19 protein-coding genes are annotated in these 18,720 nt (G+C 71.2%); 8 read left to right on the forward strand and 11 right to left on the reverse strand.

The window, feature by feature from the left end:
* Positions 1-33: 33 nt before the first annotated feature.
* Positions 34-2,388, reverse strand: coding sequence for a transglycosylase domain-containing protein (locus tag ABD151_RS17205; protein WP_343996029.1), 2,355 nt, complete (start codon positions 2,386-2,388; stop codon positions 34-36).
* 190 nt (positions 2,389-2,578) lie between these two features.
* Here ABD151_RS17205 and ABD151_RS17210 point away from each other — a divergent pair, with 190 nt between their 5' ends.
* Complete coding sequence (locus tag ABD151_RS17210) at positions 2,579-2,857, forward strand: WhiB family transcriptional regulator (protein WP_343996030.1); 279 nt, start codon at positions 2,579-2,581, stop codon at positions 2,855-2,857.
* A gap of 67 nt (positions 2,858-2,924) precedes the next feature.
* Here the strand turns inward: ABD151_RS17210 and bagB are convergent, their stop codons facing one another.
* From bagB to ABD151_RS17240, 6 genes are all read right to left on the reverse strand, one after another.
* On the reverse strand, positions 2,925-4,106 hold the full coding sequence (gene bagB / locus ABD151_RS17215; protein WP_343996031.1) for an ArsA family ATPase: 1,182 nt from the start codon (positions 4,104-4,106) through the stop codon (positions 2,925-2,927).
* Positions 4,103-5,134, reverse strand: coding sequence for an ATPase BagA (gene bagA, locus ABD151_RS17220; RefSeq protein ID WP_343996032.1), 1,032 nt, complete (start codon positions 5,132-5,134; stop codon positions 4,103-4,105). Before bagA ends, bagB begins: the two co-directional genes overlap by 4 nt.
* Positions 5,135-5,174: 40 nt before the next feature.
* The gene (locus ABD151_RS17225) at positions 5,175-7,598 is read right to left on the reverse strand and encodes an ABC transporter permease (RefSeq protein ID WP_343996033.1); all 2,424 of its coding nucleotides are present in this window, start codon (positions 7,596-7,598) and stop codon (positions 5,175-5,177) included.
* Positions 7,598-8,377, reverse strand: a complete 780-nt coding sequence (locus tag ABD151_RS17230; RefSeq protein WP_343996034.1) for an ABC transporter ATP-binding protein — start codon at positions 8,375-8,377, stop codon at positions 7,598-7,600. The genes ABD151_RS17225 and ABD151_RS17230 overlap by 1 nt, the downstream gene beginning before the upstream one ends.
* 106 nt (positions 8,378-8,483) lie before the next feature.
* Positions 8,484-9,185 (reverse strand): response regulator, encoded by a 702-nt coding sequence (locus tag ABD151_RS17235; protein ID WP_343996035.1) that lies wholly within the window; start codon positions 9,183-9,185, stop codon positions 8,484-8,486.
* A complete protein-coding gene (locus tag ABD151_RS17240) occupies positions 9,182-10,327 on the reverse strand; it encodes a sensor histidine kinase (protein WP_343996036.1) in 1,146 nt (381 codons plus the stop codon). Before ABD151_RS17240 ends, ABD151_RS17235 begins: the two co-directional genes overlap by 4 nt.
* A gap of 86 nt (positions 10,328-10,413) precedes the next feature.
* Here ABD151_RS17240 and sp36 point away from each other — a divergent pair, with 86 nt between their 5' ends.
* From sp36 to ABD151_RS17270, 6 genes are all read left to right on the forward strand, one after another.
* Positions 10,414-10,572 carry a Sp36 family protein gene (gene sp36, locus ABD151_RS17245; RefSeq protein ID WP_181645291.1) on the forward strand — a complete coding sequence of 53 codons (159 nt, stop codon included), beginning with the start codon at positions 10,414-10,416 and terminating at the stop codon, positions 10,570-10,572.
* Positions 10,572-11,030 carry a RidA family protein gene (locus ABD151_RS17250; RefSeq protein WP_343996037.1) on the forward strand — a complete coding sequence of 153 codons (459 nt, stop codon included), beginning with the start codon at positions 10,572-10,574 and terminating at the stop codon, positions 11,028-11,030. Before sp36 ends, ABD151_RS17250 begins: the two co-directional genes overlap by 1 nt.
* Positions 11,030-11,923 carry an NUDIX hydrolase gene (locus tag ABD151_RS17255; RefSeq protein WP_343996038.1) on the forward strand — a complete coding sequence of 298 codons (894 nt, stop codon included), beginning with the start codon at positions 11,030-11,032 and terminating at the stop codon, positions 11,921-11,923. The genes ABD151_RS17250 and ABD151_RS17255 overlap by 1 nt, the downstream gene beginning before the upstream one ends.
* A complete protein-coding gene (locus ABD151_RS17260) occupies positions 11,920-12,729 on the forward strand; it encodes an MBL fold metallo-hydrolase (protein WP_343996039.1) in 810 nt (269 codons plus the stop codon). Before ABD151_RS17255 ends, ABD151_RS17260 begins: the two co-directional genes overlap by 4 nt.
* Before the next feature lie 42 nt (positions 12,730-12,771).
* Positions 12,772-14,031 carry a Na+/H+ antiporter NhaA gene (gene nhaA / locus ABD151_RS17265; protein ID WP_343996040.1) on the forward strand — a complete coding sequence of 420 codons (1,260 nt, stop codon included), beginning with the start codon at positions 12,772-12,774 and terminating at the stop codon, positions 14,029-14,031.
* 82 nt (positions 14,032-14,113) lie between these two features.
* Positions 14,114-14,512: a phage holin family protein gene (locus ABD151_RS17270; protein ID WP_343996041.1), complete on the forward strand. Its 399-nt coding sequence runs from the start codon at positions 14,114-14,116 to the stop codon at positions 14,510-14,512.
* Between the two features lie 139 nt (positions 14,513-14,651).
* Here ABD151_RS17270 and ABD151_RS17275 read toward each other — a convergent pair whose 3' ends face one another.
* From ABD151_RS17275 to nth, 4 genes are read right to left on the reverse strand one after another with little or no spacing between them, the layout of a single operon-like run.
* Positions 14,652-15,830, reverse strand: coding sequence for a MarP family serine protease (locus tag ABD151_RS17275; RefSeq protein WP_343996042.1), 1,179 nt, complete (start codon positions 15,828-15,830; stop codon positions 14,652-14,654).
* On the reverse strand, positions 15,827-16,537 hold the full coding sequence (locus ABD151_RS17280; RefSeq protein WP_343996043.1) for an NUDIX hydrolase: 711 nt from the start codon (positions 16,535-16,537) through the stop codon (positions 15,827-15,829). The genes ABD151_RS17275 and ABD151_RS17280 overlap by 4 nt, the downstream gene beginning before the upstream one ends.
* Positions 16,534-17,181, reverse strand: a complete 648-nt coding sequence (locus ABD151_RS17285; RefSeq protein WP_343996044.1) for a TlpA family protein disulfide reductase — start codon at positions 17,179-17,181, stop codon at positions 16,534-16,536. Before ABD151_RS17285 ends, ABD151_RS17280 begins: the two co-directional genes overlap by 4 nt.
* Entirely contained in the window at positions 17,178-17,891 is a 714-nt protein-coding gene (gene nth, locus ABD151_RS17290; protein WP_343996045.1) for an endonuclease III, read from the reverse strand. Before nth ends, ABD151_RS17285 begins: the two co-directional genes overlap by 4 nt.
* 119 nt (positions 17,892-18,010) lie before the next feature.
* On the opposite strand from nth, the gene ABD151_RS17295 reads away from it, so the two are divergent.
* Positions 18,011-18,688 carry a Crp/Fnr family transcriptional regulator gene (locus tag ABD151_RS17295; protein WP_343996046.1) on the forward strand — a complete coding sequence of 226 codons (678 nt, stop codon included), beginning with the start codon at positions 18,011-18,013 and terminating at the stop codon, positions 18,686-18,688.
* Positions 18,689-18,720: the final 32 nt, after the last annotated feature.

Below are 18,720 nucleotides of genomic sequence, written 5' to 3' on the forward strand. Positions count from 1 at the left end.
TGGGGGCCTCGTCCTTGTCCTGGCCGGGTACGGCTAGCGGCCTCGGCCGCGGTCCCGGCCGTTGTTCTTCTTGCCCTTCTTGTCCTTCTTCGGCTTCACGTACGGGGTGCCGTCGGAGATGAAGAGGGTGATCGTGTCGCCGCTGGAGCTCGGCACGCCGCTGCCGGGCGAGCTGTAGGCGACCAGGCCGCGGCCGTAGCCGGAGTCGACCATGCCGGGGGCGACGGCGACCTCGAAGTTCGCGCCCTCCAGGATGGCGGTGGCCTCGTCGACGCTGCGTCCGGCGACGCTGGGCACGTTGACCAGGACGCCGGTGACCTCGTCGGCCGACGGCGGCACGAAGGTCTCGTCGTCCAACCACTGCTCGACGGCCTTGAAGGTCTCGCCCCACATCGGGCCGGCGGTGCCGGATCCGGAGGCGTCGTAGAGGGTGCGGCCGCCGACGACCTTGCCGATCAGCGACGACGGGCTGCCGTTGGCGTCGGCACCGGCGATCATCGAGGCGCCGGCCAGGTTCGGGGTGTAGCCCACGAACCACACGGAGTTCGCGCTGTTGGTGGTACCGGTCTTGCCGGCCGAGGGCTGCGACGGGGCGATGTACTGGGCGAAGCCGCCCGGGGCGGTGACGCCCTTCAGCACGTCGTTGACGGCGTCCGCGACGGCCTTGGGCAGCGCCTGCAGGCAGGTCTTCGGGTAGCTCTTCACCTCGGTGCCGTTGGCGTCGTCGATCTTGGTGACCGGGCGCGAGTCGCAGTGCATGCCGCGGGCGCCGAAGGTGGCGTAGGCCTCCGCCATCTCCAGCGGGGTGGCGTCGGCGACGCCGAGGCTGAAGTTGGGGGTCCGCTCGGCGCTGCCCTCGGGGCCGCCGGTCGGGTTGGTCAGGTTGACGCCGAGGTCCTGGGCCAGCTTGAACGGCTTGCAGATGCCGGTCTTCTGGGTCAGCCCCAGGAAGTAGGTGTTCACCGACTGCTGAGTGCCGGAGTACATGTTCTTGGGCCGGCCGTCACCGGTGGAGTTCGGCACCGAGAAGGAGCCGTAGCCGTAGGGCTCGTCGCCACAGGTGAGGTAGTCGGACTCGCGGAAGGTCATCGGGTCCGCGGCCGGCAGCATCTCGCTCATCGACTCGCCCTGGCGGATCGCCTGTGCCAGCACGAAGGCCTTGAACGTCGAGCCGCCCTGGAAGCCGCGGGCGCCGCCGTCCTCCTTGGGCACGGTGTAGTTGATGAAGGTCTCGCCGGCCGCCTTGCGGGTGCCCATCGGGCGCGACTGCGCCAGCGCCTTCACGTCGCCGGTGCCCGGCTCGATCAGGGCGAGGGCGCCGATCGCGTTCTCCCGCGGGTAGACGTGGCCCTCGACCGCGTTGGTGGCGGCCTTCTGGAAGCGCAGGTCGATCGTGGTGTGGATGGTCAGGCCGCCGGACTTGAGCAGCTGCTCGCGCTCGTCGGCGGTCGCGCCGAGGGCCGGGTCCTGCTTGAGGTAGTTGATCACGTAGTCGCAGAAGAACGGCGCGGCCGAGACCAGGCAGCCGTTGCGGTTCGGGGTGATCTTCAGGCCGAGGCTGCGCGCCTTGACCTTGTCGGCCTTCTCCTGCGGGATCACGTTGAGCTCGGCCATCCGGTCGAGCACCGTGTTGCGCCGGGTGACCGCACGGTCGCCGTAGCGGGTCGGGTCGTAGCCCACCGGGTTCTTCACCAGGCCGGCCAGGGTGGCTGCCTGCTGCAGGTTGAGCTTGCGGGCGTCGACGCTGAAGTAGTGCCGCGCGGCGGCCTGGACGCCGTACACGCCGTCCCCGAAATAGGCGATGTTCAGGTACCGCTCGAGGATCCAGTCCTTGGAGTGGTTCTGCTCGTAGGCGATGGCGTAGCGCAGCTCGCGGATCTTGCGGGCGAAGGTGTCGTCGATCGCCGCCCGGCGCTCCTCGTCGGTCTTCGCCTGCTGGACCAGGGTCAGCTTGACCATCTGCTGGGTGATCGAGGAGCCACCCTGCACCGTGGCGCCGGCGGCCTGGTTGGTGATCAGGGCGCGCAGCGTGCCCTTCAGGTCCAGCGCGCCGTGCTGGTAGAAGCGGTAGTCCTCGATGGAGAGGATCGCCTGACGCATCACCTTGGAGACCTGCCGCAGCGGCACGTTCACCCGGTTCTCGTCGTAGATGGTGGCGATCGGGCTGCCGTCGGCGGCCAGGATCCGGGTGCGCTGCGGCAGCGCCTGCTCCTCCATGTCGGCAGGAAGGTCCTGCATGGAGTCCGCGGCGTTGCGGGCGGCGATCCCGGCCACCCCGGCGAACGGGATGGCGAGGCCTGCGACGAGGACGCCGAGGATGGCGGACACCAGGAGCATGGAGCCCGCGATGCTGGCGAAGCTCTCGCGTGGTTCTTGCGACGACGACATGGCCTCAAGCGTACGGGACCGGTTCATCCCACCTTGTGGACGAGCCATTGGACATAGTCCAAATTGACTATTGAATGTAGTTGTTTCGTGTCTGCCAGATCACATCGGCAGGCACTTACCTTGTTGGCGGGATTGGCCGGTGGGGAGTTTCGCAGGTGGGACTCACCAATCCCGGATGTGGGGACATCGCATGTGGGTAGAAGATTGGGCACCGTCCGCAGCGTGCAGGCAGGGGCAACCAGATGACCTGTTCGTTCGCGGCGCGGAGCAGAACAAGGCGAAGCAGGTGTGCGGGGGATGCCCCGTGCGCACGGAATGCTTGGCCGAGGCACTAGACAACCAAATCGAGTGGGGCGTGTGGGGCGGCATGACCGAGCGTGAGCGCCGGGCACTGCTGCGCCGTCGCAACGTCGAATCGTGGCGCACCGTGCTGGAGGCCGCCAAGGCCAACCAGCAGGTCGCGATCTGACGCTCGACTGACCACGAAGGCCATCTGCCAGGGGGCAGATGGCCTTCCGTGCTGCCCTCACTGGGGCTCAGCCCTGCTCGGCGATCAGGGTGCCGATGGTGCGCAACCCGTCCAGGTCGTGCACGTCGCTGGCCAGTGCCGGCACGACGGCGGTCGCCACGTTCGGGTGACTCGTCGCGAAGCCGCGGCGCAACCGTGCCTCCCGCTCGACGATCCGGACCCGGTCGGCGTGCAGCCGGAGCAGGCCGGCGCTCAGGTCGTTGGCGTCGTCGTCGTCCGCGAGCAGCCGCTCGGCCGCGGCCACCGCGCTGTCCGCGCTCAGCCGGGAGACCGGAGCACCGCTGGCCCGGTTCACGACCAGGCCGGCCAGCGGCATCCGCTCGCCGCTGAGCCGCTCCACGAAGTAGGCGGCCTCGCGCAGCGCGTCCGGCTCGGGGGCGGCGACCACCAGGAATGCGGTGCCCTCGGCCTGGAGCAGCTGGAACGTCTTCTGGGCGCGCTGCCGGAAGCCGCCGAAGAGGGTGTCGAACGCGGCGACGAAGGTCTGCAGGTCCTGCAGCACGGAGGCGCCGACGATCTTCGACAGGGCGTTGGTCATCATCGAGAAGCCGGCGCTCATCAGCCGCGCGGGCCCGCGCGCCGGCGTCAGCAGCAGCTTGATGAAGCGGCCGTCGAGGAAGCTGGAGAGCCGTTCGGGGGCGTCCAGGAAGTCGAGTGCCGAGCGTGACGGCGGCGTGTCGACGACGATCAGGTCCCAGGCCCCGGACTCCTGCGCGGAGGCGTGCAGCTGACCGAGCTTCTCCATCGCCATGTACTCCTGGGTGCCCGCGAACGACGTCGACAGCGCGACGTAGAAGGGGTTCTCCAGGATCTGCTTGGCCTTTTCCGGGTTGGCCTGGCTGAGCACCACCTCGTCGAAGGTGCTCTTCATGTCGAGCATCATCGCGTCCAGGCTGCCGCCGTCCGCGCCTGCGCCGGGCACCGGGCGGGGAGTGTTGTCCAGCGACTCGATGCCCATCGACTGGGCCAGCCGCCGTGCCGGGTCGATGGTCAGCACCACGACCTTGCGGCCACGCTCGGCGGCGCGCAGTGCCAGCGCCGCCGACGTCGTCGTCTTGCCGACGCCGCCGGAGCCGCAGCAGACGATGATCTCGGTGCCGCGATCGTCCAGCAGCGCGTCGACGTCGAGTGCCAGCGCGGTGCTCCCGTCGCTGGCCAGCGGGCCGACCCGCGGATGCGTCCTGCTCATCGCAGCCCCTGCTCTCTCAAGGCGCCGGCGAGCTCGTAGAGCCCGCCCAGGTCCACCCCGCCGGCCAGCCGGGGAAGCTCGAACGACGGCGCGTCCAACTGCTCGACCACGCGGCGCTGGGAGTCCTCGAGCGCACGCCGCTCGGCATGGTCGCGGGCCTCGGTGAGCAGGCTCTCGATCAGCTCGTCGTCGGCGCCGATGCCTGCCTGGAGGAGATCGGCGGCGATCCGCTCGCGATCCACGGTGTCCTCGCGGATCGCGCTCAGCTGCTCGGGGGTGAGGTCCTGGGGCCGGACCAGGTTCACGATCACCGCGCCGACCGGAAGCTCGGCGGCGCGAAGCTCGGCGATGCCGTCGGCGGTCTCCTGGACCGGCATCTCCTCCAGCACGGTGACCAGGTGCACCCGGGTGCGCGGGGAGCGGAAGAGCGTCATCACGGTGTCGGCCTGGCCCTTGATCGGACCCACCTTGGCCAGCCCGGCCAACTCCGAGTTCACGCCGAGGAACTGGGTGATCCGGCCGGTCGGCGGCGCGTCCAGCACGATCGCGTCGTAGTGCGCGCCCTGCTTGGAGGAGGTGCCCTTCTTCCGGCCCTCCTTCGCCGCCTCGTAGACCTTGCCGGTCAGCAGCACGTCACGGACGCCGGGGGCGATCGTGGTGGCGAAGTCGATCACGCCGAACTTGTCGAGCGCCCGGCCGGCCCGGCCGAGCTTGTAGTACATCGCCAGGTACTCCAGCAGTGCTGACTCGGCGTCGATGTGCAGCGCGAAGACGCTGCCCGGGGTGGCCTGCCCGGGGGTCGGCAGACCGGTCGCGATCTTGCGCTCCTCGTAGGGCAGCGGCTCGACGTCGAACATCTGGGCGATGCCCTGCCGGCCCTCGACCTCGCACAGCAGGACGTTGCGGCCCTGGCTGGCGAGGCTGAGCGCGAGCGCGGCGGCCACCGTGGACTTCCCGGTGCCGCCCTTGCCCGTGACGATGTGCAGTTGGACGCGGCTCCAGTCCGCCTCCGCCTTCTCGGTCCTCACGCTGCGCAACCCTAGCCCCGCACTGGCGAGGCCGGGACCGTTATTCCTGAGCGAGCCCGGCAATCGGGGTGATTCGGACAGCCCTGCGGGCCGGCAGCACACACGAGGCCAGCCCGGCGACCGCGGAGATCGCCACCACGGCGACCAGCTGTCCGACCGGCCAGGTCATCGTCACTCCGGGCACGGCCGGGGTGACGACGGTCCGGATCGCCACCCAGGCGAAGGCCAGGCCGAGGGCCACCCCGATCACGGTCGCGGTCACCGAGAGCAGGGCCGCCTCGAACCCGAGCAGCCTGCGCAGGCCGCCGCGGCTCAACCCGACCGCGCGCAGCATCGCGTGCTCGCGGGTGCGCTCCAGCACCGAGAGGCCCAGCGTTCCGGCGATTCCGACCAGGGCGATCAGCACGGAGATGCCCAACAGGCCGACGATCGCGGCGGTCAGCACCGTGAGCTGCAGGTCGACGTAGCCGCGCTGGGAGAGCGCACTGGCCACCGCGGCGTCCTCGCTCGCCGCCAGGGCGGTGAGGTCACCGGTGAGGTCCTCGGCGTCGGCCCCGTCGCGCGCCCGCACCCATGCCGCGCGGATCGTCGGCTCGGCACTCAACCGGGCCAGCGTCGTCGCGGAGACCAGGGCGATGTTGCCCCAGCCGTCGCCGACCTCGGTGCGCAGCAGGACCGATCCCTGCGCGGTGCGCAGGCGCACCCGCTCCGGCAGCCCCGCCTCCCCGATCAGGTCGATCGGCATCAGCACGGTGTCGTCGTCGGCGCTCACCGGCTCGGAGCTGCGCGGTGCCTGCGAGCCGGCGACGGCGACGTCGATCCGGCCCAGCTCCGGCGAGCGAACCGTGGTGCCGCGCAGTGCGTCGACGTCGAGCACGTCGCGCTGGCGGCCGATCGCGGCGATCAGCTCGTTGCTCAACGGCTCAGCGCGGCCCGCGGTGATCGCGACGTCCACCGGGTCGCTGCGGTCCATCTCCTCGGCGACCGCGCCGCGGGCGGTGGCCAGGCCGGTGAGCACGGCGGAGGTGAGGGTGACCCCGATCAGCAGCGCTGCCGTCGTCGAGGCGCTGCGGCGCGGGTTGCGCACCGCGTTGCGGGTGGCGAGCCGGGCCGGCGCCCCGCCGAGCGGAGCGAGCAGGCGCCCGATCGCCCGGATCACCGCCGGGACCAGCAGGGGGCCCAGCGCGAGTACCCCGGCGAAGACGGTGATCCCACCGGCCAGCATCGGCTCGACCTGGTGCTCGCGGACCGCCCAGGCAAGCGCCACCGAGCCGAGCAGCAGCAGGCCCACGCCGCAGCCGAGACGCAGAGCACCCGCCCGCGCGGTGATGGGCTGGGCGGCCTCGGGCCGCAGCGCCTGGAGCGGTCGCACCCGGACCACCCGGCGGGTCGGCAGCCAGGCGGCGACGACGGTGGTCAGCGTGCCGAGCAGGGCGGCGGCACCGATCCAGAGGGGGTTCCAGGCGATGGCGCCCATGGTGAAGGAGTCACTGAGCGCATCGATCGCCGCGACCAGCCCGTAGCCGCCGGCGATGCCGAGCCCCACGCCGAGCAGCGAGGCGGTGGCGCCGATCGCCAGCGCCTCCAGCCGCACCGAGCGCAGCAGCTGCCCGCGGGTCGCGCCGACGCAGCGCAGCAGCGCGAGGTCGCGGGCGCGCTGGGCGAAGATGATCGCGAAGGTGTTGGCGATCACCAGCACGGCCACGCAGACCGCGATCGCGACGAAGAGCAGTCCGATCAGGGCCAGGATGTCCACGCCCCGGTCGATCTCCACCTTGAGGGCCTCGACGTGGTCGTCGCGGAGTTCCACCGTGGCGGTGGGCTGCCAGTCGGTGAGCTGCTCGAGCTGCGCCTCGGGCGAGGTGCCCTGCGACCACAGCACGCTGTCGACGCTGAGCTGGTCCGCCCACGGGGCGAGGTCGTCCCAGAGCAGATAGACCGCAGCCGCGACGAAGATCGAAGGCGTGTCGACGACTCCGACGACCCGCACCCGGACGGTGGTGGGGGCGGTGCCGACCGTGAGCAGCTCACCGGGCTCGAGACGGTGCCGCTTGGCCTCGTTCACGTCGATCACCGCCTCTCCGGCGCGCTCGGGGTAGCGACCGGAGCGCAGCTCCTGCCATCGGAACCGCTGGTCGGGGGCGATCACGCCGAGGTCCAGATCGGAGCCGAGCAGTCGTTGCCCGGCCCGCACCGGCTGCGGGGTCCAGCCGAGGACGGCGGCCTGCGCGTGCTCCTGCTCTGCGCGCGCCATCAGTGCCTGCGCCTCGTCACCGGTGAGCTCCGAGGCGACCACGTCGGCGTCGGCGAAGGGGAGGGCGATGCCGGAGCTCAGCCCGGTCTTGGCCGAGGAGGTGAGCGCGTTGACGGCGACCAGGAAGCCGACCGCGACCATCACCGCGACCGCCGCAGTGAGGTAGCGCCGGCCGTAGCGGCGCAGCGAGCCGTAGACGACGGTGCGCATCAGCGCGCACCTCCGCGGACCGCGGCGGCGAGCTGCTCGGCGCTGGGCCGGCGCAACTGGGTGGTGACCCGGCCGTCGTGGAGCACCACCACGTCGTCGGCGTAGGCCGCTGCGTCGAGCTCGTGGGTCACCATCACCACGGTCTGCGAGAACTCCCGCACCGAGCGGCGCAGGAAGTCCAGCACCTCCGCGGAGGCCTCGCTGTCGAGGTTGCCGGTGGGCTCGTCGGCGAAGAGCAGGGCCGGCGAGGTGACCAGGGCACGGGCGATCGCGACCCGCTGCTGCTGGCCGCCGGAGAGCTCACTGGGCAGGTGCCGGAGCCGGTCGGCGATGCCCAGCACCTCCACGATCTCGCTGAGCCGGGTGCGGTCCGCCTTCGTCAGCCGGCGCCCGGCCAGGTCGAACGGCAGCAGGATGTTCTGCTCGGCGGTGAGCATCGGCAACAGGTTGAACGACTGGAAGACGAAGCCGATCTGCTCGCGCCGGAACCTGGTCAGGGCGTCGTCGTCGAGGCCGGAGAGGTCGGTCCCGGTGATCTCCACGTTTCCCGAGGTCGCCTGGTCGAGGCCGGCCAGGCAGTGCATCAGCGTGGACTTGCCCGACCCGGACGGGCCCATAATCGCGGTGAAGCGTCCGCGCGGCAGCTCCAGATCGACGCCACGCAAGGCGTGCACGGCTGCCTCGCCACGGCCATGCACGCGGGTCAGGGCCCGGGCGCGGGCGGCGAAGGGGGTGGCGACCGAGTCGCTCACGGGATCGGGGGAGAGGGTCTGGCTCATGGCCCCGACGCTTCCAGCCGGCGGCCCCCGCGACGTCGGTCCGCGGACGGGAGTGCGCCTCATCCCCGGGTCGCAGCCAGGCGCGCGACGTCAGACCGTGGTCGTACTAGCTGGGCGAGACCAGTGCCGTCTCGTAGGCGAGGATCACCAGCTGCACCCGGTCGCGGCACTGGGTCTTGGCGAGCAGGCGTCCGACGTGGGTCTTCACGGTCGCCTCGGCGACCACCAGCTCCTCGGCGATCTCGGTGTTGGAGAGCCCGCGCCCGATCAACACCAGCACCTCGCGCTCGCGTTCGGTCAACCAGCGCAGGCGTTCGTCGTCGACGGCAGGTGCGGGCTCGGCAGGCAGCGCGGCGGTGAAGTGGTCGAGCAGACGGCGGGTCGTGCTGGGCGCGACGACGGCGTCGCCGGCATGCACCGAGCGGATCGCGCGCAGCAGGTCCTCCGGCGGGGCGTCCTTGAGCAGGAACGCGGAGGCGCCGGCCCGCAGCGCCGCGAAGGCGTACTCGTCGAGGTCGAAGGTGGTCAGCACGATCACCCGGGGCACGTCGCCGCCGGCCGCGATCTGTGCAGTCGCCTGCACGCCGTCCATGACCGGCATCCGCACGTCCATCAGCACCACGTCGGCAGCGGTTCCGGCCAGCAGGCGCAAGGCCTCCTCGCCGTTGCCGGCCTCGCCGACCACCTCGAGGTCGGCCTGACTGCCGAGCAGCATCCCGAAGCCGGCGCGCACCATCTGCTGGTCGTCGACGAGCACCACCCGGATCGGGGCGGCATCGGGGCGAGGGGCCGAATCGCTTGCGCTCACAGGGGAATCCTCGCAGAGACCGCGAACCCGCCACCCGGGCGCGGACCGGCCGCCAGCGTGCCGCCGTGTGCTCCGGTCCGCTCCCGCATGCCGAGCAGTCCGAGGCCGCGCCCGTCGTCGGCGGCGCTGGCGCCGTTGCCGTCGTCGAGCACGGCCAACGTCACCTGCTCCGCGCTCACCGCGAGGCTGACGTTGACCCGGGCCGCCGGGCCGGCGTGCTTGCGCACGTTGGTCAACGCCTCCTGGACGATCCGGTAGACGCTCAGCCCGACGCCGTCCGACACCGGGGGCAGCGGGTCCGGCAGCTCGGCCTCGACGGCGACGCCTCCCGCCCGGGCCTCAGCGATCAGGTGGACGACGTCGGCGAGCACCGGCTGCGGTCGCACCCCGGACTCCTCCGAGCGCAGCAGCCCCAGCATCCGGCGCATCTCCGTCAACGACTCACGCCCGGTGGCGGCGATCGTGGTCAGGGTCTCGGTGGCCACCGGATCGCTGACGGCGTAGCGCGCGCCGTCGGCCTGGACCACGATCACGGAGAGCCCGTGCGCGACGACGTCGTGCATCTCGCGGGCGATCCTGGCCCGCTCATCGGCTGCGGCGAGGGCGACCTGCTGATCGGCCTCGCGCTCGAGGCGCTCGCCGCGGTCCAGCAGGGCTGCGACGTACTCGTGCCGGGTCCGGGCGAGGTTGCCGAAGAGCCAGGAGACCAGGCCGACCAGGCTCAGCGGCACCAGGTAGGCGACGAAGTTGCGCAGGTCGAGGCTGTCGAAGCCGAGCAGCCAGTCGATCGACGCGAGCACGGCGCCGAGCTGGGAGATGCCGAGTCCGACCCAGCTCCAGAACGCGGTGGCATGGCGGGCGATCGCGTAGACCGCGAACGGGAAGCCGATCTGGCCGTAGATCGGCAGGTCGGTGAGCTGAAGTTGGAGGAAGTGGGCGAGGCTGACCACCGCCATCACCGCCACCGGGTGCGTGCGGCGCCAGAGCAGGGGCACCGTCATCGCCAACGACAGCAGGTTCTCCGGCCAGGTCATCGCTCCGAAGGGGAAGACCAGCACGGCCGGCAGCGCCAGGGCGGCGGCCAGCGCGACGTCGAAGGCACGCTGGCCGCGCGGGCCGAGACGGCGAGGTGGGCGGGCCATGCCAGCGAGGGTAGAGCGCCCGGGCGGGATGTGCGTCAGCCCACGGTTGGAGATCGGCCCGGCAACGGGCCGAGTAGGGTGCCGATATGACCAAGTGGGAATACCTGACCGCGCCGATCCTCACGCACGCGGCGAAGCAGATTCTGGACAACTTCGGCTCGGACGGCTGGGAGCTCGTGCAGATCGCACCGGGCATGAACCCGGAGAACCTGGTCGGCTACTTCAAGCGCCCGATCGAGGGCTGATGAGCGCCGTCGAGGAGCGCCTGGCCGCGCTCGGCCTCCAGGTCCCTGACGTCGCCAAGCCGGTCGCCGTCTATGTGCCGGCGGTGCGCAGCGGCAACCACATCTTCACCTCGGGCCAGCTGCCGATGAAGTCGGGCGAGCTGATGCTCACCGGCAAGGTCGGTGGCGAGGTCAGCGAGGAGGAGGCCTACGCGTGCGCTCGGCAGTGCGGCCTCAACGCGATCGCCGCGGTGAAGGCCGAGATCGGTGACCTCGACCTGGTCAAGCGGGTCGTGAAGGTCGTCGTCTTCGTCTCTTCGACCGCCGACTTCACCGGCCAGCCCAAGGTCGCCAACGGCGTCTCCGAGCTGCTCGGCGAGGCGTTCGGCGACGCGGGCGTGCACGCCCGCTCCGCGGTCGGCGTCCCGGTGCTCCCGCTCGACTCGCCGGTCGAGGTCGAGATCCTGGTGGAGGTCTGATGGACCCCACGCTCACCCTGCCGCCGCACCTGATCGCCCAGGCCACCGAGTTCGTCGAGGGGGCGCGGGAGCCTGCGGCTCCGCGCTCGGCCTCGACCGTGGTGCTGCTGCGTGACGGCGACGGTGCTCCTGGCGGCCTGGAGGTCTACCTGCTGCGCCGCCACGTGGGCATGGAGTTCGCGGCCGGGATGAGCGTCTTCCCCGGTGGCGGCGTGGATGCTCGCGATGCCGAGCTCGAGCCGTCGCTGTGGGCCGGCCCCTCCCCGCAGGAGTGGGCCGAGCGGATGGACTGCACGCCCGATGAGGCCAAGGCGCTGGTCTGCGCCGCGGTCCGGGAGACCTTCGAGGAGTCCGGCGTGCTGCTGGCGGGCACCGCCACCTCGGTGGTCGCCGACACCACCGGCGAGGACTGGGAGGCGGACCGGGTCGCCCTGGAGGACCGCGAGCTCTCGCTCACCGAGTTCCTGACCCGCCGCGGCCTGGTGCTGCGCACCGACCTGCTGTCGGTGCTGGGCGGCTGGCTCACCCCGGTCTTCGAGCCCAAGCGCTACCTGACCTGGTTCTTCGTGGCGACCCTGCCACAGGGGCAGATCACCCGTGACGTCTCCAGCGAGTCCGACAAGGTCGAGTGGCTGACGGTGCGCGAGGCGATCCGGCTCGGCGACGAGCGGCAGATGCTGCTGCTCCCGCCCACCTACGCGACCCTGTGCGAGCTCTACGACGCGCTCTCGCCCGAGCAGGCGTTGAAGCACGCTGCGGCCTTGCCGTTCGAGATGATCGAGCCGACCTTCGACGTCGCCTCGGGGCGCCTGGAGAGCCGGCCGCGGATCGTCGAGCTGGGCATCCGGGTCGGCAACCTGGTGCACGGCGTGGGGAACGAGCAGCGCGCGTGACCTGGGCCGGCGGAGCGTTCGGCGAGCGCGCGCACTGCGTGCTCGCCCCGAACCCCAACATCATGACGCTCGACGGCACCAACACCTGGGTGCTGCGCGAGCCGGGTGGCTCGCGCTCGATCGTGATCGACCCGGGGCCCTCGATCGCCAGCCACCTCGACGCCGTCGAGGAGCTCTCGGGGCAGGTGGCGGCGGTGCTGCTCACGCACCACCACGCCGACCACTCCGAGGCGGCGGTCGAGTTCGCGGAGCGGATGGGCTGCGGGGTGCGGGCACTCGACCCCGCCTACCGGCTCGGCGCCGAGGGTCTGCACGACGGCGACGTGATCGCCGTCGACGGCCTGGAGGTGCAGGTGATCGGCACCCCCGGACACACCGCCGACTCGCTCTGCTTCTGGGTTCCCGCCGATGGCGCGGTGCTGACCGGGGACACGGTGCTCGGTCGGGGCACCACCGTGGTCGCGCACCCCGACGGCTCGCTCGGTGCCTACCTCGACTCGCTGGATCGCCTGCACCGGCTGGCGGATGCGCACGAGCTGAGCGCGATCTGGCCCGGTCACGGCCCGGTGATCGACGACGCGCTGGCCGTCCTCGACTACTACATCAGCCACCGTCGCGACCGGCTCGCGCAGGTGGAGGCGGCGCTGGTCGCGTTAGTCCCGGACGGCGACCCGGCAGCCCTGCGGGCCGAGGATCTGCCGCGCCGGGTGGTCGAGACGGTCTACGCCGACGTCGACCCGGTGCTGTGGGGTGCCGCCGAGCTCAGCGTGCGTGCTCAGTTGGCCTACCTGGCGGGGCCTGCGTAAGGTTGACTCCGGTGTGCCGGGAAGTCTGGTCGGCTCGTCGCGATGGCGACGGAACTGTCGATCGACTCCCGAAGGGACCTCATGCCCCGGCTCACCCGTCTTCGCTTCCTTCCTGACCCGAAGCGCAGCGACGCCCTCTATGTCAGCGATCTGCTGCGCCGCGAGACCGTCGGCGGCATCCTCGCGCTGACCGCCGCCCTCGTCGCCGTCGTCTGGGCCAACTCCAGTCTCGGCGACGCCTACGAGCACCTGCGCGAGTTCGAGATCGGGCCGTTGACGGTGGAGAAGTGGGCCGCGGACGGCGCCCTGACCCTCTTCTTCTTCGTCACCGGTCTGGAGCTCAAGCGCGAGTTCGTGGTCGGCTCGCTGTCGCGGATCTCGGATGCGATCGTGCCGATCGTCGCGGCGGTCTGCGGCGTTGCCGTGCCGGCCCTGATCTTCGTCACCATCAACGTGCTCGCCGACGACGGGCGCCCCGGTGGCTGGGCGATCCCGTCGGCCACCGACATCGCCTTCGCGGTCGCTGTGCTGGCGGTGGTCGGCTCCTCGTTGCCCGGACAGCTGCGCACCTTCCTGCTGACGCTGGCGGTGGTCGACGACCTGATCGTGATCGTGATCATCGCGGCCTTCTACTCGACCGGCTTCCACCTGACCTCGCTGCTGATCGCCCTGGCCTGCTGCGCGGGGTACTGGGTGCTGCAGCGGCTGCGGGTCAGCAGCTGGCTGGTCTACCTGCCGTTCTTCGTGGGCGCCTGGTGGTTCACCCACGAGAGCGGCGTGCACGCCACCATCGCCGGTGTGGTGCTCGGCCTGCTGACCCGGGTCCGCCTGGACGAGGGCGAGCGGACCAGCCCGGCGGAGCGGGTGGCGCACACCCTCAACCCGTGGTCGGCCGGCTTCGCGGTCCCGGTCTTCGCGCTGATGTCGGCCGGCGTGGTGATCGGCGGCGGCAGCGCGCTGGTCAGCGACCCGGTGGTGATCGGCGTGGTGCTCGGTCTCGTGCTGGGCAAGCCGATCGGCGTCTTCGGCGGCTCCTGGCTGCTGACCCGGCTGACCCGTGCCGAGTTCGACCCGGACATCAGCTGGCTGGACGTGTTGGGCATCGCGATGCTGGCCGGTGTCGGCTTCACGGTCTCCTTGCTGGTCTCCGACCTCTCCTTCACCGGGGCGGAGCGGGAGGCGGCCAAGACTGCGGTGCTGATCGGCTCGGCCACTGCGGCGTTGGCTGCCGCGGCTCTGCTGAGCGCGCGCAATCGCGTGCATCAGCGGCGCGCGACGATCACCGGTCCCTACGCCGACTGATCGTCGCGACGCCCGTCGGGCAGCGGACTCTGCCGTGTAGAGTCCGCTGCGGACCATCAGGACCAGCACAGGAGTGACACGCATGGCGCAGCAGTTCAACGACGACGAGCCGACCATCGGCCGCCTCATCGGCGATGCTCACCGTGACATCTCGAAGCTGATCTCCAGCGAGATCCGTCTCGCGAAGTCGGAGCTCAAGGTCAGCGTGAAGGCCGGCGGCGTCGGCATCGGTCTCTTCGTGGCGGCCGGCTTCATGCTGGTGCTGGCCGTGATCATCTTCTCGATCTTCCTGGCCTACCTGATCCACTGGAACGGTGACGGCCTGGACCTGCACTGGGCCTACCTGATCGTCTTCGGCTTCTACGTCCTGGTCGCGGCCGTGCTCGGCGCGATCGGCGTCAAGGAGGTCAAGCGGGTGCGCGCGCCGGAGCGTGCGATCGCCCAGGCCGAGGCGACCAAGAGCGCCCTCACCTCTCGCTGACCCCGAGCTTGCGCTAGTTGCGCGCGAGCCTGCGCTTGTTCCTGCCGAGCCTGCGCTTGTTCCTGCCGAGCTTGCGCTTGTTCCTGCCGACCTTGCGCTTGTGGTGCGCGAGCCTGCGCTCGTCGCCCCCGCGACGCCGTCAGCTGGTGCAGGTGCCGGTGGAGACCGGCGTGCGGGCCGCACGGCCCGTGCTGGCGGCGCCCTGCACCGCCTTGCTGGTCACCGCGTAGCCCGTCTCGGAGTCGGTGACCGAGGCCGCGAAGACCACGCCGACCACGTCGCCGTCGGTGTTGATCACCGGGCCGCCGGAGTTGCCCGGGCGGATCAGCGCCCGCAGCGACAGCACCTCGCGGATCACCGAGCCCTCGTTGTAGATGTTGGGCGAGCGGAGCTTCTGCTCGGTGCGCACCCGGCCGGGCTGCACGTCGTAGGGACCGTCCTCCGGGAAGCCGAGGACCGCGACGTTGGCACCCTTCGCGGACTCCTGGGAGAAGACCAGCGGCTCCACGCCCGCGCCCGAGACGCTGAGCACCGCGATGTCGAGGTCGGGGTCGTAGAGGACGACGTCGGCGTCGAAGGTGTCCTCGCCGAGGTGCACCTGCGGGTCGTCGACGCCGGCCACCACGTGGGCGTTGGTCATCACCCGGCCGGGTGCGTAGAAGAACCCACTGCCCTCGACGCCGCGGCCACAGTTGTTCTCGCCACGCACCTTGATCACGGCCTGGCGGGCACCGCGAACGTCGGGGTCGCGCATGATCCGGCGGGTGTCGGGCGCCTCGACCTCGACGATCCGCTCGGGGGCGAACGGCTCCAGGTAGCGCGGGAAGAAGCCGGTGCCGACCACGGAGTTGAAGCTGTTAAGCGCGGTGTAGGCCTGGTCGGGCAACGCGGCGTCCACCTTGGCCAGCACGGTGGACTCACGGACCACCGGCGTCACGCTGCCGATCTTGGAGCCGGAGACCGCGACCCCGAGAGCCCAGGCGACCAGCAGCACCGCGAACGCGCTGAGCAGCGCGCCGCCGACGGCGTCCAGTGCTCGCGCCGGCTGCCAGGTGATCAGCTCACGGGCCTTGGCGCCGGCCAGCTGCAGGCTGGCCTGGCCGAGGGTGGCGGACAGGATCACGATGAACAGGGCGCCCAGCGACACCCAGGTGGAGGGCTCCGCGTCGCCGAGCGCGATCGGTGCCAGCCAGATCCCGAACAGGCCGCCGAGCAGCAGGCCCGCGGTGGCGAACGCGCCCGTGATGAAGCCCTGCCAGTACCCCGACAGCGCATACGCCAGGACCAGCAGGATCAGGATCACGTCGAGCACGTTCATCGACCGGGGCGCTCCTTGAAGTTGGTGTTCGGCGTGGCGCGGGTGCCCGGGGGCGGGCCTACCAGCATGTACTCGGGAAGCTCGTACTCGACGGTGGTGTCCCACTCCTGGGTCCAGCCGATGTGCTCGAAGAGGCGGGTGATCACGCCCGCGGTGAAGCCCCAGAGGATGACGTCGCGGTTCTCGCCGATCAGGAAGCCCGGCCCGAGCCAGCCGCTGGGCGCGCGCACGGTGACCCGGTGGGTGGGCTCGACCAGGTCGCTGATCGTGACCCGGTGGATCGCGTGCACCTCTTCGACGGAGTGCGTGGTGACCGGGGACTCGTCGGCCCACCAGCCGAGCACCGGGACCACCGCGTAGTTGCTCGGCGGCAGCCACAGCTCGGGCAGCTCGGCGAAGATCTCCACGCCGTCCGGGTCGAGGCCGGTCTCCTCCCAGGCCTCACGCAGTGCCGCGGCTTGCGGGTCCTCGCCCTCGTCGATGCCGCCGCCGGGGAAGGAGACCTGGCCCGGGTGGCTGCGCATCGTGTGGGAGCGCTCGGTGAGGAGCAGGTCGGGGCCCTGCGGGCCCTCGCCGAAGAGCATCAGCACCGCGCCCCGCCGTCCGGTGTGGTCGTGCGGGGGCACGAAGCGGCTCAGGTCGTCGGCGGTGATCGTGGCAGCGCCGTCGCGAACCGGCTCCAGCCAGGAGGGGAAGGGACGGGTCATAGCTCGACACCCAACCGCTCCGCCACCAGTTCCTCCAACTCCTGCACGCTCTTGATCTCGCGGAAGACCAGCTGCGGGACGTCGTCGACGACGAACCGGCCCTCGGCGTCGACGAAGGCGATCGCGGGCAGGCCGGGCACCGGGGGCATCGGCTTCGTGCCGGCGAGGTCGGAGTTCGCGTCGGCCAGCTGCGGGTAGGTGACGCCGGCGCCCTTGGCGAGTTCCAGGGCGGCGGCGGGGCGGTTGTCCTGGAAGTCGATGCCCAGGACGCCGACCTTGTCGCCGTGCTTCTCGTAGAACTCCTGGTAGATCGGCAGCTCGCGCTCGCACGGGCCGCACCAGGAGGCCCAGAGGTTGATCACCAGGGGACCACGCAGGGAGGAGATGTCGACGGAGTCGCCGCCGCCCAGACAGTTGAGGGTGAGCGAGGGCAGACCATCGTCGCTACGGGTGCCGTCGCCGGGGGCGCAGGGCTCGATCTTCGTCGTGGCCTTGAGGGCGCGGAGCTCGGGAGTGTCTACTTCGACGCTGGTGCGCCCCGGCCCGGAGATGTCCGGCGCGGAGATCGAGGAGCAGCCGCTGAGCAACGCGGCTCCAGCGGCGACCGCCACGACGGCGCGCACGGTCGCGCGGCGGGCGCTCATGCCGGACCCTGGGTGCGGACCAGCGCGGCGGCGGCCACCGGGTCGACCGGGCCCTCGCCGTACGCCGGGCACCAGTGCGCCACCGGGCAGGCGCCGCAGGCCGGCTTCTTTGCGTGGCAGATCCGGCGGCCGTGCCAGATCACGTAGTGGCTCAGCATCGTCCAGTCGCGCTTGGGGAAGAGGTCGCCGACCGCGAACTCGACCTTGACCGGGTCGGTCTCGCTGGTCCAGCCGAAGCGTCGCACCAGGCGACCGAAGTGGGTGTCGACGGTGATCCCGGGGACGCCGAAGGCGTTGCCCAGGACCACGTTCGCCGTCTTGCGGCCGACACCGGGCAGCTTGACCAGGTCGTCGAGGCGACCCGGCACCTCGCCGTTGTAGTCGGCGACCAGCGCCTGGGAGAGCTTGAGCAGCGACTCCGTCTTCTGCCGGAAGAACCCGAGCGGACCGACCAGCTGCTCCAGGTGGGCGCGGTCGGCTGCGGCCATCGCGGTCGCGTCGGGGTAGGCGGCGAAGAGTGCGGGCCGGGCCTTGTTCACCCTGCGGTCGGTGGTCTGTGCGCTGAGCACGGTGACGACCAGGAGCTCGAAGGGGTTGTCGAAGTCGAGCTCGCAGTGCGCCTCGGGGTAGGTCTCGGCAAGCACACGATTGATCTTGCGGGCACGGCGGACAAGGGCCGTGCGGGAGTCATTCGCGGGCACGGGGACCACCCTACGTGGCGCCCCCGACAGGCCCGGTTGAGGCTGTCGGACGGCGAGGGTTGAAGATGTGAGAGGTGCCACGGTTAGGATCGGGTGTCGTACGGCCAAATTTCGGATGGAGGAACCCCGTGGACAACGACGTTCTGCGTCAGGCGCCGCTCTTCAGCGCTCTCGATGATGAAGCGGCGACCGCTCTGCGATCGTCCATGTCCGAGAGCCGGCTGCGGCGTGGCGAGGTGCTCTTCCACGAGGGCGACTCCGGCGACAAGCTGTACGTGGTGCTGGACGGCAAGGTGAAGCTCGGCCGCACCTCCGGCGACGGCCGCGAGAACCTGCTGGCGATCCTCGGCCCCGGCCAGATGTTCGGTGAGCTCTCGCTCTTCGACCCGGGCCCGCGCTCGGCGACCGTCACCTGCGTCACCGACGCCTCGTTCGCCTCGCTGTCGCACGACGACCTGCTCAAGTGGCTCGAGGGCCGCCCGATGGTGTCGCACGGCCTGCTCACCCAGCTGGCCAGCCGCCTGCGCAAGGCCAACGACGTCGTCGCCGACCTGGTCTTCTCCGACGTGCCCGGCCGTGTCGCCAAGGCGCTGCTCGACCTCGCCGACCGCTTCGGCCGCACCGCGGACGACGGCGTCCACGTGCACCACGACCTCACCCAGGAGGAGCTCGCCCAGCTGGTCGGCGCCTCCCGTGAGACGGTCAACAAGGCTCTGGCCGACTTCGCCTCGCGCGGCTGGCTGCGCCTGGAGCCCCGCTCCGTGGTGATCATGGACATCGAGCGCCTCTCGCGTCGCGCCCGCTGACCCACCCTCCGTTCCTCTCAGAACGCCCCGGC

The organism is Nocardioides dubius, assembly GCF_039528155.1.
GTDB classification, from domain to species: domain Bacteria; phylum Actinomycetota; class Actinomycetes; order Propionibacteriales; family Nocardioidaceae; genus Nocardioides; species Nocardioides dubius.